An 18,422-nucleotide genomic window follows, 5' to 3' on the forward strand; every position below is an offset into this window, starting at 1 on the left:
TGAGCGCCGCTCATCACAGCCCTGACAATTGCTCCATCGGCCAGCGTGCCTGCACGCTGATTGCCAGACTTTCGTGCTGACCGGCCTGCAAGCGCTGGCAGCCGGCAAACGCAATCATTGCGCCGTTGTCGGTGCAGAACTCCGGACGGGCGTAAAACACGTCGCCCTTCATGTCGCCGAGCATTTTTTCCAGTGAAGAGCGCAGTGCCTTGTTGGCGCTGACGCCCCCTGCGATGACCAGACGCTTCATGCCCGCCTGTTTCAGGGCGCGCTTGCACTTGATGGTCAAAGTCTCCACCACGGCCTGCTGGAACGCCAGCGCGATGTCGCAACGGGCTTGCTCGCTGTCGTCCCCGGCGCTGACGCTCTGCTGCCAGGTGTTGAGGGCGAAGGTTTTCAGGCCACTGAAGCTGAAAGCCAGGCCCGGGCGGTCGCACATCGGACGCGGAAAAGTGAAACGTCCTGCAACGCCTTGCTCCGCCAGACGAGCGATTTCCGGACCGCCCGGATAATTCAGCCCCATCATCTTCGCAGTCTTGTCGAAGGCTTCACCGGCAGCATCGTCGAGGGTTTCACCCAAGAGCGTGTATTGACCGATCCCGTCGACCTGAACCAGCTGCGTATGACCGCCCGACACCAACAAAGCGACGAACGGGAATTCCGGCGGTTGCGACTCCAGCATCGGCGCCAGCAAATGGCCTTCCATATGGTGTACGCCGAGCGCCGGAATGCCCCAGGCAAAGGCCAGCGCCTGAGCGCAGGAAGCACCGACCAGCAGCGCCCCGACCAGCCCCGGACCCGCGGTGTAGGCGATCGCGTCGATCTCGGTGGGCACGCAGCCCGCCTCGGCCAACACCTGACGAATCAAGGGCAGCATGCGTTTGACGTGGTCACGCGAAGCCAGCTCCGGCACGACGCCACCATAGGCGCGATGCAGGTCGATCTGGCTGAACAGCGCGTCGGCCAGCAAGCCGCGTTCACTGTCATATAATGCGACACCGGTTTCGTCGCAGGAGGTTTCTAATCCCAGTACTAGCATGGGTTTGCGCCTTGTTTAGGCTGAATTCGAAGGCGCGCATAATAGTCGCCATGTGATGCCCCGACTAGCGGTTTTCGATCAGAGGCTTTGCATTCCGAGCGATGAGGGGTTAACATCCGCAACCCTTAAAAACCGACGTCTTCAAGTGCTCTTTTGCCGCGAGGATGTTGACCCCGGTAATGAATGAAGGTAGCTCTGGATGCCAGCCGTCAAAGTAAAAGAGAACGAACCCTTCGACGTAGCTCTGCGTCGTTTCAAGCGCTCCTGCGAAAAAGCCGGTGTACTGGCTGAAGTTCGTAGCCGCGAATTTTACGAGAAGCCAACTTCTGAGCGTAAGCGCAAAGCAGCAGCCGCTGTTAAGCGTCACGCCAAGAAAGTTCAGCGCGAACAGCGCCGCGCCGTTCGTCTGTACTAATACACAGACGTTCGTAGCAAGCTTCTGCCAAGCCCGGCCCTCAGCCGGGCTAATGGCATTTGCGGACAACGCTTGATGCTTCACCGTCAAAGCCGCAGACGCGACCGAGACAAACCTGCTTCACAGCGTCAGACCTGGCTCTTTTGCCAGCGGTGCACGTCTTTTCTGACGAGCCTTCCAAGGCTACTGACGAGCACACCCACTGATTCCTCTCACGACGATCAGCCCAAGGCACCTTCTTGCGTGCCCGCTTATGAGCTATCCGAGGCCATCGACTGGCCGCAGCGGATTCAGCGAAACACTTTCAAATAGTCGAATACTGATTGGTATTAACGTCAGTGGATTTTCGGCAGATACACTTCCCGACAGCGATTACGCAGACGACACTGGTCGAGCCGCACACTTTGCGCGCCTCAAGCAATGACCCGCGTTCGCCGGCCCTTCGTTTTGGGTCCATTTCAGCGCAGATGACGAGACCGCCATGGCCGGGCTAATTCCCCAGAGCTTCATTGACGACCTTCTGAACCGCACCGACATCGTCGATGTGGTCAGCTCGCGCCTGCAACTGAAAAAGGCCGGCAAGAACTACACTGCCTGCTGCCCGTTCCACAAAGAAAAAACCCCTTCTTTCAGCGTCAGCCCCGACAAGCAGTTCTATTACTGCTTCGGCTGCGGTGCTGGCGGTAACGCCCTCGGCTTCATGATGGACCACGACAACCTGGACTTCATCCAGGCTGTCGAAGAACTGGCCAAAGCCGCCGGCATGGAAATCCCCCGCGAAGAAAGCGGCCGGCCGCACAAACCGCGGCAGCCAACCGACTCGCCGCTGTACCCGCTGCTCACTGCCGCCGCCGATTTCTATCGCCAGGCACTGAAAAGCCATCCGTCGCGCAAAGCCGCGGTGGATTACTTGAAGGGTCGCGGGTTGACGGGCGAGATCGCCCGGGACTTCGGCCTCGGCTTCGCTCCGCCCGGCTGGGACAACCTGTTCAAGCACTTGAGCAGTGACACCCTGCAACAGAAAGCCATGGTCGATGCCGGCCTGCTGATCGAAAACGCCGAAACCGGCAAGCGTTATGACCGCTTTCGCGATCGCGTGATGTTTCCGATCCGCGACAGCCGCGGGCGCATCATCGCTTTCGGTGGCCGGGTATTGGGCGATGACAAACCGAAATACCTGAACTCACCGGAAACCCCGGTATTCCATAAGGGCCAGGAACTCTACGGCCTTTATGAAGCACGCAAAAACAACCGTAACCTCGACGAAATCATCGTCGTCGAAGGCTACATGGACGTCATCGCCCTCGCCCAGCAAGGCCTGCGCAATGCCGTCGCCACACTCGGCACCGCCACCAGCGAAGAGCACTTGAAGCGTCTGTTTCGCGTCGTGCCCAACGTTTTGTTCTGCTTCGACGGCGACCAGGCTGGCCGTAACGCCGCATGGCGAGCACTGGAAGCCACCCTGCCTTGCCTGCAAGACGGGCGACGGGCGCGCTTCCTGTTTCTGCCAGAAGGCGAAGACCCGGATACGCTGGTCCGCTCCGAAGGCACCGATGCTTTCCGCGCGCGGATCAACCAGCACGCGCAGCCATTGGCGGACTATTTCTTTCAGCAACTGACCGAGGAATCGGACCCGCGCTCGCTCGAAGGCAAGGCCCACATGGCCACCCTCGCGGCGCCGCTGATCGACAAGGTTCCGGGCGCGAACCTGCGGATCCTCATGCGCAAGCGCCTGTCCGAAATCACCGGGCTCAGTGGCGAAGCGGTGACCCAGCTGGTGCAAAGCGCACCTCAGGACGCGCCGCCTGCCTATGACCCGGGTATCGATTACGACGCGATGCCGGATTACGGCGATTACCATCAGCCGCAGGCACAAGAGATGTACGTGCCGCAGCAGGAATGGACGCCGAAGAAACCCGGCGCCGGCGGCAAGAAATGGGACAAGAAACCGTGGGACAAAAATGGCAAGCGTGGCGGTGATCGCGATCAACAAAGCCCCCCGCGCACACCGATTGCCGTGGAAGCCCCGACCCTGATTGCGCTTCGCACGCTCATTCATCATCCGGAACTGGCCGGCAGGGTAGAAACCGCCGATCACTTCGCCAATGAGAGCAACACCTACGCGCAATTGCTGGTGGCCCTTATCGAGGCCGTGCAAAAAAATCCTAAGCTAAACTCAATTCAGTTAATGGCCCGCTGGCATGGGACGGAGCAGGGACGTCTTCTCAAAGCATTGGCGGAAAAGGAATGGCTGATTGAAGGCGGCAACCTTGAACAACAGTTTTTAGACACCATTACTAGGCTATCAGCCGGTCAACACACCGATAGCCTGGAAGCACTTATCAGAAAAGCAAGACAGCCGGGATTGACCGCAGAGGAAGCAAATCAGATCGCAAATCAGATGCGCGACCTATTAAAACGCAATATGACTGTACCAAACCCGACCTCAACTGGCGCGTGAGGTCATAGCTCAGGTATAATCCTCGGCTTGTTTTTTGCCCGCCAAGACCTTCAGTGGATAGGGTGTTATGTCCGGAAAAGCGCAACAGCAGTCTCGTATCAAAGAGTTGATCACACTTGGTCGTGAGCAGGGCTACCTGACTTACGCGGAGGTCAACGACCACCTGCCGGAGGATATTTCAGATCCGGAACAGGTGGAAGACATCATCCGCATGATCAATGACATGGGGATCAACGTATTCGAGGTTGCGCCAGATAAGGATTCCCTTATGCTGGCCGACGCCGATACCGACGAAGCCGCGGCCGAAGAGGCAGCAGCAGCGTTGGCAGCGGTCGAAACCGACATCGGTCGCACCACCGACCCGGTGCGCATGTACATGCGCGAAATGGGTACGGTAGAGCTCCTGACACGTGAAGGCGAAATCGAAATCGCCAAACGTATTGAAGAAGGCATCCGCGAAGTGATGGGCGCAATTGCGCACTTCCCTGGCACGGTTGACCATATTCTCTCCGAATACACTCGCGTCACCACCGAAGGTGGCCGCCTGTCCGACGTCCTGAGCGGTTATATCGACCCGGACGACGGCATTGCGCCGCCTGCTGCAGAAGTGCCGCCGCCAGTCGATCCGAAAGCCGTGAAAGCGGACGACGATACCGACGACGATGACGCCGAAGCTTCGGATGACGAAGAAGAAGCCGAAAGCGGTCCGGATCCGATCATCGCCGCACAGCGTTTTGGCGCTGTCGCTGATCAGATGGAAATCACCCGCAAGGCTCTGAAAAAGCACGGTCGCAACAACAAGGCAGCTATTGCTGAACTGTTGGCCCTGGCTGAGCTGTTCATGCCGATCAAACTGGTGCCGAAGCAATTCGAAGGCCTGGTCGAGCGTGTTCGCAGTGCCCTGGATCGTCTGCGTCAGCAAGAGCGCGCGATCATGCAATTGTGCGTGCGTGATGCCCGTATGCCGCGTGCCGACTTCCTGCGCCAGTTCCCGGGCAACGAAGTTGACGAAAGCTGGAGCGACGCTCTGGCCAAAGGCAAAAGCAAATATGCTGAAGCCATTGGTCGCCTGCAGCCGGACATCATTCGTTGCCAGCAGAAGCTGACCGCGCTGGAAACCGAAACAGGTTTGACGATCGCCGAGATCAAGGACATCAACCGTCGCATGTCGATCGGTGAGGCCAAGGCCCGCCGCGCGAAGAAAGAGATGGTCGAAGCGAACTTGCGTCTGGTGATCTCCATCGCCAAGAAGTACACCAACCGTGGCCTGCAATTCCTCGATCTGATCCAGGAAGGCAACATCGGTTTGATGAAAGCGGTAGACAAGTTCGAATACCGCCGCGGCTACAAATTCTCGACTTATGCCACCTGGTGGATCCGTCAGGCGATCACTCGCTCGATCGCCGACCAGGCCCGCACCATCCGTATTCCGGTGCACATGATCGAGACGATCAACAAGCTCAACCGTATTTCCCGGCAGATGTTGCAGGAAATGGGTCGCGAACCGACCCCGGAAGAGCTGGGCGAACGCATGGAAATGCCTGAGGACAAGATCCGCAAGGTATTGAAGATCGCTAAAGAGCCGATCTCCATGGAAACCCCGATCGGTGATGACGAAGACTCCCATCTGGGTGACTTCATCGAAGACTCGACCATGCAGTCGCCAATCGATGTTGCTACCGTTGAGAGCCTTAAAGAAGCGACTCGCGAAGTCCTGTCCGGCCTCACTGCCCGTGAAGCCAAGGTTCTGCGCATGCGCTTCGGTATCGACATGAATACCGACCACACGCTTGAAGAGGTTGGTAAGCAGTTCGACGTGACCCGTGAACGGATTCGTCAGATCGAAGCCAAGGCGCTGCGCAAGCTGCGCCACCCGACGAGAAGCGAGCATCTGCGCTCCTTCCTCGACGAGTGATCACAAAACCCCCGGCCCAGGCCGGGGGTTTTGCTTTATGCAGATTAAATCCCCCGCACTTCCCTCCCGCCGAATTGCCCGTCTACACTCGAAACATTCCCCCGAGCCATAACGAGACCGTTATGCCCAGACTGCCGACCGTGCTTTTTTTGCTGTCGCTGATGACCTGGACCGCAACGGCTGGCGCGCTGACTCTGACCGACGAAGAACGTAGCTGGTTGACGGCCCACCCTGACTTACGCTTGGGTGTCGATGCGTCATGGCCACCCTTTGAGTTTCGTGACGATCAGGGCCGCTATCAGGGCCTTGCGGCGGATTACATCGACCTGATTCGCCAACGCCTGGCCATTAAGCTCACGCCCATCGAGCCTGTGAGCTGGACGGCTGTGCTTGAGCAGGCCAGACAAGCGAAACTGGACCTGTTGCCGGGCATCATGTCGACCCCGGAGCGTCAGAAATACCTGGCGTTTACGCGCCCCTACCTCGACTTTCCGATCGTCATTCTTGCCCACGTCGGAGGCGCTCAACCGCACAAGCTTGAAGAGTTGTACGGTCTGAAAATCGCAGTGGTGGAAAACTACGCGCCTCATGAACTGCTGCGCACTCACCACCCTGACCTGAATCTGGTGGGCATGCCCAACGTCAGTTCGGCCTTGCAGGCACTGGCGACCGATGAAGTGGACGCGGTGGTCGGCGATCTCGCTTCCAGCGTCTGGAGTTTGCGTCAACTCAAGCTCGATGGGCTCTATGTCAGCGGCGAGACACCCTATCGCTATCAACTGGCCATGGGCGTGCCTCAGAACAAGAAGATTCTGGTCGGCATCCTCGACAAAGTCCTGGCAGACATGACACCGGCAGAAATCAGCGCCATCCAGGAACATTGGGTCGGTAACGTCCTCGATCATCGAACCTTTTGGTCCGATCTGATCGTTTACGGCCTGCCGGGGTTGCTGTTGCTGATCACCGTGCTGGCGGTGGTCATCCGGATCAATCGCCGACTGAGTTCGGAAATCTCCCGCCGCGTCGACCTGGAACAGGAACTGCGCAGCAGCGAATACCATTATCGCGGGCTGGTGGAGAGCCTTTCGGCCATTGCCTGGGAAGCACGGATCACCGACTTCACCTACAGCTACGTGTCGCCCCACGCCGAAGAATTACTTGGTTATCCCCTGTCCCATTGGCTGATTCCGGGGTTCTGGCGCAACATCATCCACCCCGCCGACCTGACCCGCGCCCAGACCTTCTGCGATCACGAAGTCCTGGCCGGGCGCGATCACAGCCTCGATTACCGGGTCATCACCGCCGACGGCCGTTGCCTGTGGGTGCGCGACATCGTCAGCCTGATCGAGCACGGTCATGAGCCGGTGATGCGCGGGCTGATGATCGACATCAGCGAAACCAAGCGCACCGAAGAGGCGTTGCGCCTGTCGGAGCAGAAGTTTGCCTCGGTATTCCAGCAATGCCCGGATATTCTGGTCATTGCTCGGTTGTCGGATGGCTGTCTGCTGGAGGTCAACGAAGCGTTCGAGGAGCAGATTGGTCTCAAAGCCGAGGAAGTCATTGGTCAGACCGCCACCGACCTGAACATCTGGGGCATACCTGGCGTTGGGCCAGGCCTGTTGCAACGCTTGCAGGCCGGCAGCATCCGTAACCTGGAGATGCCCTTTCGCCGCAGCAATGGCCAAGTGTTTACCGGCCTGATCTCCGCCGAACCTTTCGACCTGGATACGACCCCAGCGCTGGTGGTGGTTGTGCGCGATATCAGCAAGCTCAAGGAAACCCAGCAACAGCTGCAAACGTCCGAAGAGAAATTCGCCAAAGCCTTCCACGCGTCCCCCGACGGTTTGCTGCTGTCCCGGCAGAGCGATGGCTTGCTGCTGGAGGTCAACGAAGGCTTCAGCCGCATTACCGGTTTCAACAGTGCGATGTCGGTGGATCGTTCGGCGCTTGAGCTGGGGATCTGGGTCAACCTCAACGAACGCAAACAGATGCTCGACCTGCTGCACCGGGACGGTTTCGTCCGTGACTTCAGTTGCCATATCCGCCGCAGCGACGGGCAGATCCGCCTCTGCGAGGTGTCCAGCCGTCCTCTGCCGATCGGCGATGAAGACTGCATGTTGACCATCGCCCGGGACATCACCGAACGACACCTGATGCAGGAAAAACTGCAACAAGCCGCGACTGTGTTCGAGAGCACCGCCGAGGGGGTTTTGATCACCGACACGCAGCAACACATCAGCGCGGTCAATCGCGCGTTTACCGAAATTACCGGCTACAGCGAAAGCGAAGCACTGGGCCACACCCCGCGCCTGCTTGCCTCGGGCCTGCATGACAGCGCTTTCTACGCGGCGATGTGGCATCAACTGACCGCCGAAGGCCATTGGCAGGGCGAGATTTCCAACCGGCGCAAAAACGGCGAGTTGTACCCGAGCTGGCTGACCATCAGCGCCGTGCGCAACCGCGACAAGTTCATCACCCACTTTGTTGCCGTGTTCGCGGACATTTCCAGCCTGAAGCACGCGCAAGCCAAACTCGATTATCAGGCGCACCACGACCCGCTCACCGGCCTGCCCAACCGCACACTGTTCGAAAGCCGGCTGCTGACCGCGCTCAACAACCAGCAGGAAAACGGCGGCCAGGGCGCGGTGTTGTTCCTCGACCTGGACCGCTTCAAACACATCAACGACAGCCTCGGCCACCCGGTCGGCGACCTGCTGCTCAAGGGCATCGCCGTGCGTCTGAAGGAGCAGTTGCGTGATATCGACACCGTGGCGCGGTTGGGCGGCGACGAGTTCATCATCCTGCTGCCAGGCCTGCAGCAATCCACCGACGCCGACAATATCGCAACCAAGTTGCTCAACTGCTTCAGCGCGCCATTCCAGGCGGGCGAGCATGAGTTCTTCATCAGCGCCAGCATCGGCACCAGCCTGTATCCCAAGGACGGCTGTGACGTCGCCACGCTGGTCAAAAACGCCGACGCGGCGATGTATCGCTCCAAGGCCAAGGGCCGTAACCGGGTCGAAAGCTATACCCGCGACCTGACCGCCCAGGCCAGCGAGCGCGTCGCACTGGAGCACGAGCTGCGCCGTGCCATCGAGCGCAATGAGCTGTCCCTGTGTTACCAGCCCAAAATCAGCCTGGAGGACCATCGCCTTGTCGGCGCCGAAGCGCTGATCCGCTGGCATCACCCGACCTTCGGCGCCGTGCCGCCCGAGCACTTCATTCCGCTGGCCGAAGAGAACGGGATGATTCTGCAAATCGGCGACTGGGTGCTCGAGACCGCGTGTCGGCAGATGTACGAATGGAATCAGACCTATGAATGCCTCGGCCCGCTGTCGGTCAACCTCGCAGGCGCACAACTGCGTCAACCCAACCTGCTCGGCCGGATCGAACAACTGCTCAAGGACAACGGTCTTCAGCCCGGGTTATTGCAACTGGAAATTACCGAGAACTTCATCATGAGCCAGGCCGAGGAAGCGCTGGCGGTGCTGCATCAACTCAAACACCTGGGCGTGCAACTGGCCATCGACGACTTCGGCACCGGCTATTCCTCCCTGAGCTACCTCAAACGCCTGCCGCTGGATATTCTCAAGATCGACCAGTCTTTCGTCCGCGGCCTGCCGGATGATCCCCACGATGCGGCAATCGTTCGCGCCATCATCGCGCTGGGTCGCAGCATGCAATTCACCGTGATAGCCGAAGGTGTCGAGACTCTGGCGCAGCAACTATTTCTCGCCGAAGAAGGCTGCGAACAGATTCAGGGCTACATCGTCAGCTTGCCATTGCGGGCGGACGAATTCGCCGCGACGTTTCTTCGTATAGCCGTATCGGATTTTTCGGATAGCACAGCCGAGAAACCGTCGCTATAATCCGCGGCCTACTGAGGGCCTATAGCTCAGTTGGTTAGAGCAGAGGACTCATAATCCTTTGGTCCACGGTTCAAGTCCGTGTGGGCCCACCAAACAAAAAAGCCGCGCTTAATGCGCGGCTTTTTCGTGTCTGAGCGGGTGCTTTTTGCAGTGCTAATTTTTTTAATTCGCTCAGTTCGCAAAATTTTCGATCTTTACCTGTCCCTCAGGAAAGGTCGCGATGATTTCCAGCTCGCCACCCATTGCGCGTATGTAGTTGCGCAGCGTGCTGATGTACATGTCTGTACGTCGTTCCATCCTGGAAATCGCCGCCTGATTGACATGCAGCATCTTGGCCAGTGTTTCCTGGCTCAACTCCTGGGCCTTACGCAGCTCGTGCAGAGGCATTTCTTTCAGGTGCTGCTGGAATAACCGCTCTGCGTTTGCGCGAGACTCTGGCGTCATACGGGCTTGAAGTTCAGCAAATTTTTTAGCCATCGTTGCGGCCCTCTTTACGCAATGTTTCCAAATGGTCGTCATACAGTTTTTCAGCCAGCGGGACATGCTCGTCATACCAACGGTTTTGCCCGGTTTTATCCCCTCCGATTAAAAGTAACGCGCATCGGCGTGGATCAAACGCATAAAGCACGCGAATGGGACGTCCTGCATGCTGGACCCGCAACTCTCGGAGGTTGCCCAGTCGTGAACCTTTAATGTCGCTGCTATGTGGGAAACGCAGGCCCGGGCCGAGTAACCCAAGCAGATCGACGCTGGCTGACACCGATGACTGCTCTTTCGCGTCCAAACTCTCCCACCAGCCTTCAAATTCATCGGTGTATTCAATTTCCCAACCCATACCAATATGCCACCCAAGGAATATGATCTCAAGGGAATAACTTTAGGCATTAGCGGCCGTGCGGCCACCTTGGTTGCCAATGCAATTGTTAAGGGCGGTTTCGAGCGGGATGCGGGTGTTCGGCTTCTGGCGTTTGGTTTTGTTTACTTCAGGTGGCGCAATATCGGATGACGTCCGCAGACCTTGTAGGCAAACTCCGAATCGTGTTTTGTGGGCACTTTGATGCCTTGTTGCGCTGTTCTTCGACGGGATAGTCTCCGGACGTCGCTGCAAATGCAGTGATCGGGTGTGGTAACCCGGCGAAACCAGCGCACTAATGCACGCATTACGAACGAAGGTAGTTTTCAGGCCTGAATTCTTGATATGGCGGCTGTGCGTGGGACGCCCTCGGGCGTGCCGGTTTCCTTGGTTCCCGGTTTACCACCCTGCGTACAGCTGCCACCTTTTCGTGTGGTAACGAAAAATGGCAGCTCCTGGAACCCTGGAGTAAACCATGCCCCAAACAAATCCGCTCCACCCCTCAGAACTGAAAACCATCGGCCTCACACCCTTCATCTACTGCTCAAACCAACCGCTGTTCCATGTCAGTAGTGGCGTTCCCCTCGCCGATGCTCTAGCTCAGGCCTCAAATCTGTTGTACCTCGCCAAGGAGCTGACCATGGACGCCGCCTACGCCAAAGACACCGACCGCCACGCCTGGGCAGCGCATTACCTCACGTCGATGAGCAAAGCCGTGGTCGATGATGTGATGAAGGTGCTGGAGCGTGGACCTGATCGCACCGATACGAAGTCCAAAAAATAACGGCCGATGGGCCGTGGAATGAGCCCCGAGAATTCGGGGCTTTCACAGGATGATCGGTGGCGCGTTGTCTTACGCCCAAACACCCAACGCTGGAATGGCCTGCACTGGCCGCAACCGCTCAAGCATCTCACGCGTAAACACCACCTCATACGTATCCGCCGCCCTGCCCCACTGCTCCACGATGACCATGGCGTCAACCAACACGCGCCCCAATTCGGTAATCGTGTCCGCCAGGTCCTCGACGATTGCTTGAGTCCGGCCCCACATGCGATCAGTCATCGCTTGAAGCTCAGCCGCAATACGGTCAGATGACGCAGGGTCCGTATCGGGACAGGTGATGTTGCGCAGCAAATGCTGAAGCTCTTTTACTTTTGCGTAATCCTGCTCCGCCCCCAGCGCACCTTTCAGGATGGTGACGGCTTTCGTCTTGTCTACGCGATTCCCGGACCGATGTGTCGAAGACAATGTCTGCCCCATGGCGCCAGCCATCAGGACCATTATTCGGGCTTCCACGTGCGCTTTCATTGCGTCCATCGATGAAATCGGGCGCGCCAGGGTAATGGCAGCGCCTCCTTGATGCCGTAAGTCCATGGTCACGGACAGAGTCACGCCGCCGGTTGCAAACCCCAATGCGCGGGCCACGACGTAGTGGCCCATTTCGTGATGGGCGATCTGTAATGCGTGATCCCGTATAGCGGGAGACATCTTCGTTGTCATTTCCATTGCCCCGCACTCTTCGAATTCGACTGACTGTTAGTGTCCATTCTGTCGAGCGAAGTAGGAAGATTCCCAAGTTGTTGAAGCTCTATTCTTATAGGCCCTGTTACGCGGCCTATCGAGCTCGGGTCAGTGTTTACAGCCAGTACAATCAGTCTCAAAACCTGAAAAAGACAAGGTTCCTCGTCAACAAAAACAGCGAGATTCCTCATGCAAAACCTGGCCTATCCGCTTATCGACCTTTCAGCAAAAAACTTGCAAAGCGAAGCGGTTCTACCTAGTCTTCGCCGCAACACACCCGCCATGCCTATAGTTGCGTCAGCAGCCAAGCACAAATTGAGCGGGTTTTTTTTGCCCGGAGTTTTTAGGGCATGAGAGTCTTTGGTAAACCGGTGATCGACATCACTGCCCAAATCGAACTGCTCAAGCAGCGTGGCCTGCAAATCCAGGATGAGGCTCGAGCACGGTACTTCCTGCAAGCTGTCAGCTTCTTCCGCCTCACACCTTACATGCGTACGTTTCAGCATGCAGACGATCAAGATCACCCTTTCCGCAAGGGTTCCGAATTTCGTGAACTGACCACGCTCTATGAGTTCGACCGCAGGCTGCGCCTACTTGCAATGGATGCCATCGAGCGTGTCGAAGTTGCCGTTCGTTCATTGATCAGCAACCACATGGGCCCCACTCACGGCGGGCATTGGTACATGGAAGTCCGGCTATTTCAGCACACCTATGACCACGCCCGATTGATGGAGACCATACGCACCAAGCAAAACACCGCCAAACGCGATTACGAAAAGGAATGCCAACGGATAGACCGCCTGCAAACCGATACCCGGCGTAAAGATCACCTTAAGCGGCAACGTGCGAAAGAAAGCTATGCCCGGCACTATCCGGTAACGTACGACCAGCCGTCACTGATGCCCGGATGGGCCATGCTGGAAGAGCTGACCCTGGGAGATCTTTCTCACCTGTACAAGGGACTTGCCCGCGATGCAGACAAGAAAGTTATCGCCAAGTACCTTGCATTACCTGCACCTCTGCTGCAATCGTGGCTGCATACCCTGACCACCATTCGCAACATTTGCGCCCATCACGCGCGGCTGTGGAATCGGGAGCTGGGGATACGACCGGAACTGCCTAAGAAAACCAGTTTTCAATGGCCACAGGCATTACTTCAGCAGGGACAGCATCCGCGAATTTTTTCGGTTTTGTGCATCCTTAAACACTTGATGCACCAAGTGAGCCCACACACCCATTGGGATCGCCGTTTACTAGAGCTGATGCAGGAATTTCCCAGTCTGAATCAGCGAGCAATGGGATTTCCACAGGAGTGGCACCAAGACCCGTTCTGGCAGATAACGGAGTAATTTCAAAAATGAAAAAGCCGCGCAATCGCGCGGCTTTTTCGTACGTGCGATTCAGCCTTTACTCAGGCAAGGCATACGCAATCACGTAATCCCCACGATCCGTTGACTGACGCGCACCGCCCACCGTCAGCAGGATGTACTGCTTACCGGTTTTCGGCGAAACATACGTCATCGGACCCGACTGGCTACCCACTGGCAAACGCGACTTCCAGATCTCATTCCCGTTACCCGTATCGAACGCCCGCAGGTAGAAATCCTGGGTGCCGGCGAAGAACAACAGGCCGGACTGGGTGGCCAGGGAAGCACCGAGGGTCGGCATGCCAATCGGAATCTGCAAATGCATGCGGATGCCCAGCGGACCGGTGTCTTGCACGGTGCCGACCGGGACTTGCCACATCAGTTTGTGGGTCTTGAGGTCGATGGCGGACATCGTGCCGAACGGCGGCTTCTGGCACGGAATGCCCACCGCCGAGAGGAAGCGTTCGCGCATCGCCCCGAACGGTGTGCCTTCCTGGGGCACGACGCCCATTTCGATACCGCTGGCCCCGGCGGCGATCTTGTTGCGCGGGATCATGTAGTTGGCCAGGCCCAGGCGCATGTCGTTGACGAACATGTAGTTCGTGTTTGGATCTACCGAGACGCTGCCCCAGTTCATGCCACCCAACGAGCCCGGGAATTGCAGTGCGCGGTCCATGCCCGGCGGGGTGTAGACGCCTTCGTGGCGCATGCCTTTGAACTGAATGCGGCACATCAACTGATCAAACGGCGTGGCGCCCCACATGTCGGCTTCGGTCAGGGTTTTGTTGCCGATGGACGGCATGTCCACCGAGAACGGTTGCGTGGGCGAATAGCGTTCGCCAGGCACACTACCTTGCGGAACCGGGCGCTCTTCGACGCGCGCGATCGGCACGCCGGTTTCGCGGTTGAGCAGGAAGATCTCGCCTTGTTTGGTGACTTGCGCCAAGGCTGGCTGCAGGCCGCCCTTGTTGTCCGGCACGTCGTACAACAACGGTTGGGCCGGCAGGTCAAAGTCCCACAGGTCGTGATGGGTGGTCTGGAAGTGCCAGCGCACCTGACCGGTCTTCACGTCGATGGCGACGATGGACGAACTCCACTTGTCATCGAATGCCGTGCGTTGGCCACCAAAGAAGTCTGGCGTGGCGTTGCCGGTGGGCAAGTAGACCAGACCGAGTTTGGCGTCGTAGGACATGGCCGACCAGACGTTTGGTGTGCCGCGTGTATAGGTCTCACCAGCCGGTGGACGTTTGGTGGTGTTCGGATTGCCCGGATCCCACGCCCACACCAGTTCACCGCTGCGTACATCGTAAGCGCGGACCACGCCTGGCGGCTCGCCGGTGGAGTAGTTATCGGCCACACGGCCACCGACGATCACCACGTCACCTGCGACCAGCGGGGTCGAGGTTTGCTGGTAGTAACCGGGCTTCACTTCACCCATATCGGTGGTCAGATCGACCGTGCCTTTGTTGCCAAACTCTTCACACGGCTTGCCGGTCTCGGCATTGATCGCGATCAGACGGGCATCGCCGGTCGGCAGAAACAGACGTTTCGTACAGGCAGTGGGCTGGTTATCCGAAGACACTGGCGTCTCGGAATAACCCAGGCCACGGCAACGCTGCCAGTTTGGCGCAGTACCTTGCGGGTCGAACTTCCAGCGTTGGGCGCCGGTGTCGACGTCCAGCGCGAAGACTTTGCCGTAAGCGGTGCAGGTGTAGACCGTGTCGCCGATTTGCAGTGGGGTGTTCTGGTCTTCAGCGCCAGCGCCGGTGCTTTGCGGGATGTCGCCGGTGCGGAAGGTCCACGCCACCTGCAACTTGTCGATGTTGCCTTTGTTGATCTGGTCCAGCGCGGCAAAGCGGTTGCCAGCGGTGGTGTTGCCCCAATGGGCCCAGTCTTTCTGCTCGGTACCCGGAGCGACCGGCGTAACAGCCGGTTCAATGCTGGCCTTGACCACATGGGTCGGCACGAACATGTAGGCCATCGTTGCGACAACGCCGACGCCCAGGATACCGGCGAGGCCATAAGCGCCACGGCCGGCAGTCGCGCCTGAAGCACGGACCAGCGTCGGATAGATCAGCGCAACGACCACGCCGATCACGGCGAAGGTCAGCACGCGCGAGACCAGTGGCCAGTATTCGAAACCGGTGTCCCATACGGCCCAGATCGCGGTAAGAATCAGCGCCACGCCATACAGCCACGCACCTTGCGGCTTGCGACGGGCGATCATCAGTCCGGACACCAGCATCGCCAGGCCCATCAGCAGGAAATACCAGCTGCCACCCAGCGAGACCAGATAACCGCCGCCACCGGCCAGGCCGAGTCCGATCAACGCAATCAGGACACCCAGCCCCGACAGCAACCATTTGCCGCCGCCGGCAGCCCCAGAATTATTCATGTCGGTAATTTTCCCCATTTGTGACAAGCGCGGAATAATGTACTACCTAGTTACTTATGGCAAATTGTCGCAGGTGAAAATGGCATGAACGGTACTGAGGCTAGATCAAACATCCGGTATGCGAGCGGTGCTGTAACATGCTGACCCATTGATTTGTGTTGCTGGAGACGACCATTGCCTGACACTCGCCCGCCCGTTCTTGACGAAATCGACCGCCAATTGATCGCGGCCCTGCAAATCAATGCCCGTGAAAGCGTGGCCATGCTCGCCCGGCAATTGGGCATCGCCCGCACCACCGTGACGTCGCGGCTGTCGCGCCTGGAAAAGGCCAGGGTCATCACCGGGTACGGCGTGCGCTTGGGCCAGCGTGTGGTGGACGGCGGATTGCAGGCGTACGTCGGGATCACGGTGCAACCGCGCTCCGGCAAGGAAGTGTTGCGGCGGTTGAGTGCGATGGCTCAGGTTCAGCAGTTGTGTGCGGTGAGTGGCGAATTTGATTATGTGGCGTGGTTGCGCACTGATTCGCCAGAGCAGCTGGATCAGTTGCTGGATCAGATCGGCAGTGTGGATGGGGTGGAGAAGACGACCACGTCGATCATTCTCAGCAGCAAGATAGATCGCGGCCAGCCGGTTTAACGCCGGCCAAGGTGGGAGCGAGACTGGCTTGCCGGCGAATCGATTTACCCATCACTATCAATGTCGACTGACACACCGTCATCGCGAGCAGGCTCGCTCCCACACTGGACGGTGTGTAGCAATAGCTCGTCATTTTGCTCAATTAATTAGCAAAACGACGACACATTGCGTCTTATTAACGTGTTCTACGCTCTCTAGAATGGCTGCCATCTTTTCCTATACTCAGACGCGCACCCCGCGTCCGGTCGCCAGCAAGGTCAGCCATGAACAAGAACAATCGCCATCCTGCAGACGGTAAAAAACCAGTCACCATTTTTGGCCCGGACTTTCCTTTCGCCTTCGACGACTGGATCGAACACCCGGCCGGCCTCGGCAGCATTCCTGCGCACAACCACGGCGCCGAAGTAGCGATTGTCGGCGCCGGTATCGCCGGTTTGGTCGCGGCCTACGAACTGATGAAACTGGGCCTCAAGCCCGTCGTCTATGAAGCCTCGAAATTGGGCGGCCGTCTGCGCTCGCAGGCGTTCAACGGGACCGATGGCATCGTCGCCGAACTGGGCGGCATGCGCTTCCCGGTGTCGTCCACCGCGTTTTACCACTACGTCGACAAGCTCGGCCTCCAGACCAAACCCTTTCCCAATCCGCTGACCCCTGCCTCTGGCAGCACCGTCATCGACCTGGAAGGCAAAACCCATTACGCACAGAAACTGGCGGATCTTCCGGCACTGTTCCAGGAAGTGGCTGACGCGTGGGCGGACGCACTGGAAGCCGGTTCACAGTTCTCCGATATCCAGCAAGCGATCCGCGACCGCGACGTGCCACGCCTCAAAGAGTTGTGGAACACCCTGGTTCCGCTGTGGGACGACCGCACCTTCTACGACTTTGTCGCCACCTCAGAAGCATTCGCCAAGCTGTCGTTCCATCACCGCGAAGTATTCGGCCAGGTTGGTTTCGGCACCGGTGGCTGGGACTCGGACTTCCCGAACTCGATGCTGGAAATCTTCCGCGTAGTGATGACTAACTGCGACGATCACCAACACCTGGTCGTCGGCGGCGTCGAACAAGTGCCGCAAGGCATCTGGCGCCATGCGCCGGAACGTTGCGTGCACTGGCCCGAAGGCACCAGCCTCAAGTCGCTGCACAGAGGCGCGCCACGCTCCGGGGTCAAAAAAATCGCTCACGCCGCGGACGGTCGTTTTGCGGTCACCGATAACAACGGCGATACCCGCGAGTACGCGGCAGTGCTGACCACCTGCCAGAGCTGGCTGCTGACCACCCAGATCGAGTGCGACGAAACCCTGTTCTCGCAAAAGATGTGGATGGCCCTCGACCGCACCCGCTACATGCAATCTTCCAAAACCTTCGTGATGGTTGACCGCCCGTTCTGGAAGGACAAGGATCCGGAAACCGGCCGCGACCTGATGAGCATGACCCTCACCGATCGCCTGACCCGCGGCACCTATCTGTTCGATAACGGCGACGACAAGCCGGGCGTGATTTGCCTGTCGTACTCGTGGATGAGCGATGCGTTGAAAATGCTTCCGCACCCGGTGGAAAAACGCGTCGAACTGGCGTTGAACGCGCTGAAAAAGATCTACCCGAAAGTCGACATCGCCGCGCGAATCATCGGCGATCCGATCACCGTGTCGTGGGAAGCCGACCCGCATTTCCTTGGCGCGTTCAAAGGCGCATTGCCCGGTCACTACCGTTACAACCAGCGCATGTACGCACACTTCATGCAGGCTGATATGCCAGCCGAACAGCGCGGGATTTTCATCGCTGGCGACGACGTTTCGTGGACACCGGCGTGGGTCGAAGGCGCGGTGCAGACTTCGCTCAATGCGGTGTGGGGCATCATGAAACACTTCGGCGGTGAAACTCACGCCGAGAACCCGGGTCCAGGAGATGTGTTCAACGAGATCGGTCCGATCGCCCTGCCCGAGTAAAAGG

Annotated in this window: 13 protein-coding genes and 1 tRNA gene; 9 read left to right on the forward strand and 5 right to left on the reverse strand. The window is 58.4% G+C overall.

What is annotated here, in order from left to right:
• Positions 1–13: 13 nt before the first annotated feature.
• Positions 14–1,039: a tRNA (adenosine(37)-N6)-threonylcarbamoyltransferase complex transferase subunit TsaD gene (tsaD, locus tag K5R88_RS18180; RefSeq protein ID WP_008027039.1), complete on the reverse strand. Its 1,026-nt coding sequence runs from the start codon at positions 1,037–1,039 to the stop codon at positions 14–16.
• A gap of 199 nt (positions 1,040–1,238) precedes the next feature.
• Here tsaD and rpsU point away from each other — a divergent pair, with 199 nt between their 5' ends.
• From rpsU to K5R88_RS18205, 5 genes are all read left to right on the forward strand, one after another.
• Positions 1,239–1,454, forward strand: coding sequence for a 30S ribosomal protein S21 (gene rpsU, locus K5R88_RS18185; protein WP_002551877.1), 216 nt, complete (start codon positions 1,239–1,241; stop codon positions 1,452–1,454).
• A 481-nt stretch (positions 1,455–1,935) separates the two neighbouring features.
• Positions 1,936–3,915, forward strand: coding sequence for a DNA primase (gene dnaG, locus K5R88_RS18190; protein WP_008035947.1), 1,980 nt, complete (start codon positions 1,936–1,938; stop codon positions 3,913–3,915).
• A 67-nt stretch (positions 3,916–3,982) separates the two neighbouring features.
• Positions 3,983–5,830, forward strand: a complete 1,848-nt coding sequence (gene rpoD, locus K5R88_RS18195; RefSeq protein WP_008027035.1) for an RNA polymerase sigma factor RpoD — start codon at positions 3,983–3,985, stop codon at positions 5,828–5,830.
• A 122-nt stretch (positions 5,831–5,952) separates the two neighbouring features.
• Positions 5,953–9,699 carry a bifunctional diguanylate cyclase/phosphodiesterase gene (locus K5R88_RS18200; protein ID WP_223452638.1) on the forward strand — a complete coding sequence of 1,249 codons (3,747 nt, stop codon included), beginning with the start codon at positions 5,953–5,955 and terminating at the stop codon, positions 9,697–9,699.
• A 15-nt stretch (positions 9,700–9,714) separates the two neighbouring features.
• A tRNA-Ile gene (locus K5R88_RS18205) sits at positions 9,715–9,791 on the forward strand.
• Positions 9,792–9,870: 79 nt separating this feature from the next.
• Here the strand turns inward: K5R88_RS18205 and K5R88_RS18210 are convergent.
• Together K5R88_RS18210 and K5R88_RS18215 are read right to left on the reverse strand one after the other, a co-directional pair.
• Positions 9,871–10,176, reverse strand: coding sequence for a helix-turn-helix domain-containing protein (locus K5R88_RS18210; protein WP_008027032.1), 306 nt, complete (start codon positions 10,174–10,176; stop codon positions 9,871–9,873).
• Complete coding sequence (locus K5R88_RS18215) at positions 10,169–10,534, reverse strand: type II toxin-antitoxin system RelE/ParE family toxin (RefSeq protein WP_223452637.1); 366 nt, start codon at positions 10,532–10,534, stop codon at positions 10,169–10,171. The genes K5R88_RS18210 and K5R88_RS18215 overlap by 8 nt, the downstream gene beginning before the upstream one ends.
• A 493-nt stretch (positions 10,535–11,027) precedes the next feature.
• On the opposite strand from K5R88_RS18215, the gene K5R88_RS18220 reads away from it, so the two are divergent.
• On the forward strand, positions 11,028–11,336 hold the full coding sequence (locus tag K5R88_RS18220) for a DUF3077 domain-containing protein (protein ID WP_223452636.1): 309 nt from the start codon (positions 11,028–11,030) through the stop codon (positions 11,334–11,336).
• 69 nt (positions 11,337–11,405) lie between these two features.
• On the opposite strand, the gene K5R88_RS18225 is transcribed toward K5R88_RS18220, so the two are convergent.
• Positions 11,406–12,053 (reverse strand): peptidase M41, encoded by a 648-nt coding sequence (locus K5R88_RS18225; RefSeq protein ID WP_223452654.1) that lies wholly within the window; start codon positions 12,051–12,053, stop codon positions 11,406–11,408.
• Positions 12,054–12,424: 371 nt separating this feature from the next.
• Between K5R88_RS18225 and K5R88_RS18230 the strand changes: the two genes are divergently transcribed.
• On the forward strand, positions 12,425–13,423 hold the full coding sequence (locus K5R88_RS18230; protein WP_223452635.1) for an Abi family protein: 999 nt from the start codon (positions 12,425–12,427) through the stop codon (positions 13,421–13,423).
• Positions 13,424–13,481: 58 nt separating this feature from the next.
• Here the strand turns inward: K5R88_RS18230 and K5R88_RS18235 are convergent, their stop codons facing one another.
• Entirely contained in the window at positions 13,482–15,836 is a 2,355-nt protein-coding gene (locus K5R88_RS18235; protein WP_226298151.1) for a glucose/quinate/shikimate family membrane-bound PQQ-dependent dehydrogenase, read from the reverse strand.
• Between the two features lie 174 nt (positions 15,837–16,010).
• Here K5R88_RS18235 and K5R88_RS18240 point away from each other — a divergent pair, with 174 nt between their 5' ends.
• A complete protein-coding gene (locus K5R88_RS18240) occupies positions 16,011–16,472 on the forward strand; it encodes an Lrp/AsnC family transcriptional regulator (protein ID WP_008027020.1) in 462 nt (153 codons plus the stop codon).
• A 263-nt stretch (positions 16,473–16,735) separates the two neighbouring features.
• The gene (locus tag K5R88_RS18245; protein WP_207284813.1) at positions 16,736–18,418 is read left to right on the forward strand and encodes a flavin monoamine oxidase family protein; all 1,683 of its coding nucleotides are present in this window, start codon (positions 16,736–16,738) and stop codon (positions 18,416–18,418) included.
• The last annotated feature ends 4 nt before the right edge of the window (positions 18,419–18,422 follow it).

The organism is Pseudomonas sp. MM213 (assembly GCF_020423045.1).
GTDB classification, from domain to species: domain Bacteria; phylum Pseudomonadota; class Gammaproteobacteria; order Pseudomonadales; family Pseudomonadaceae; genus Aquipseudomonas; species Aquipseudomonas migulae.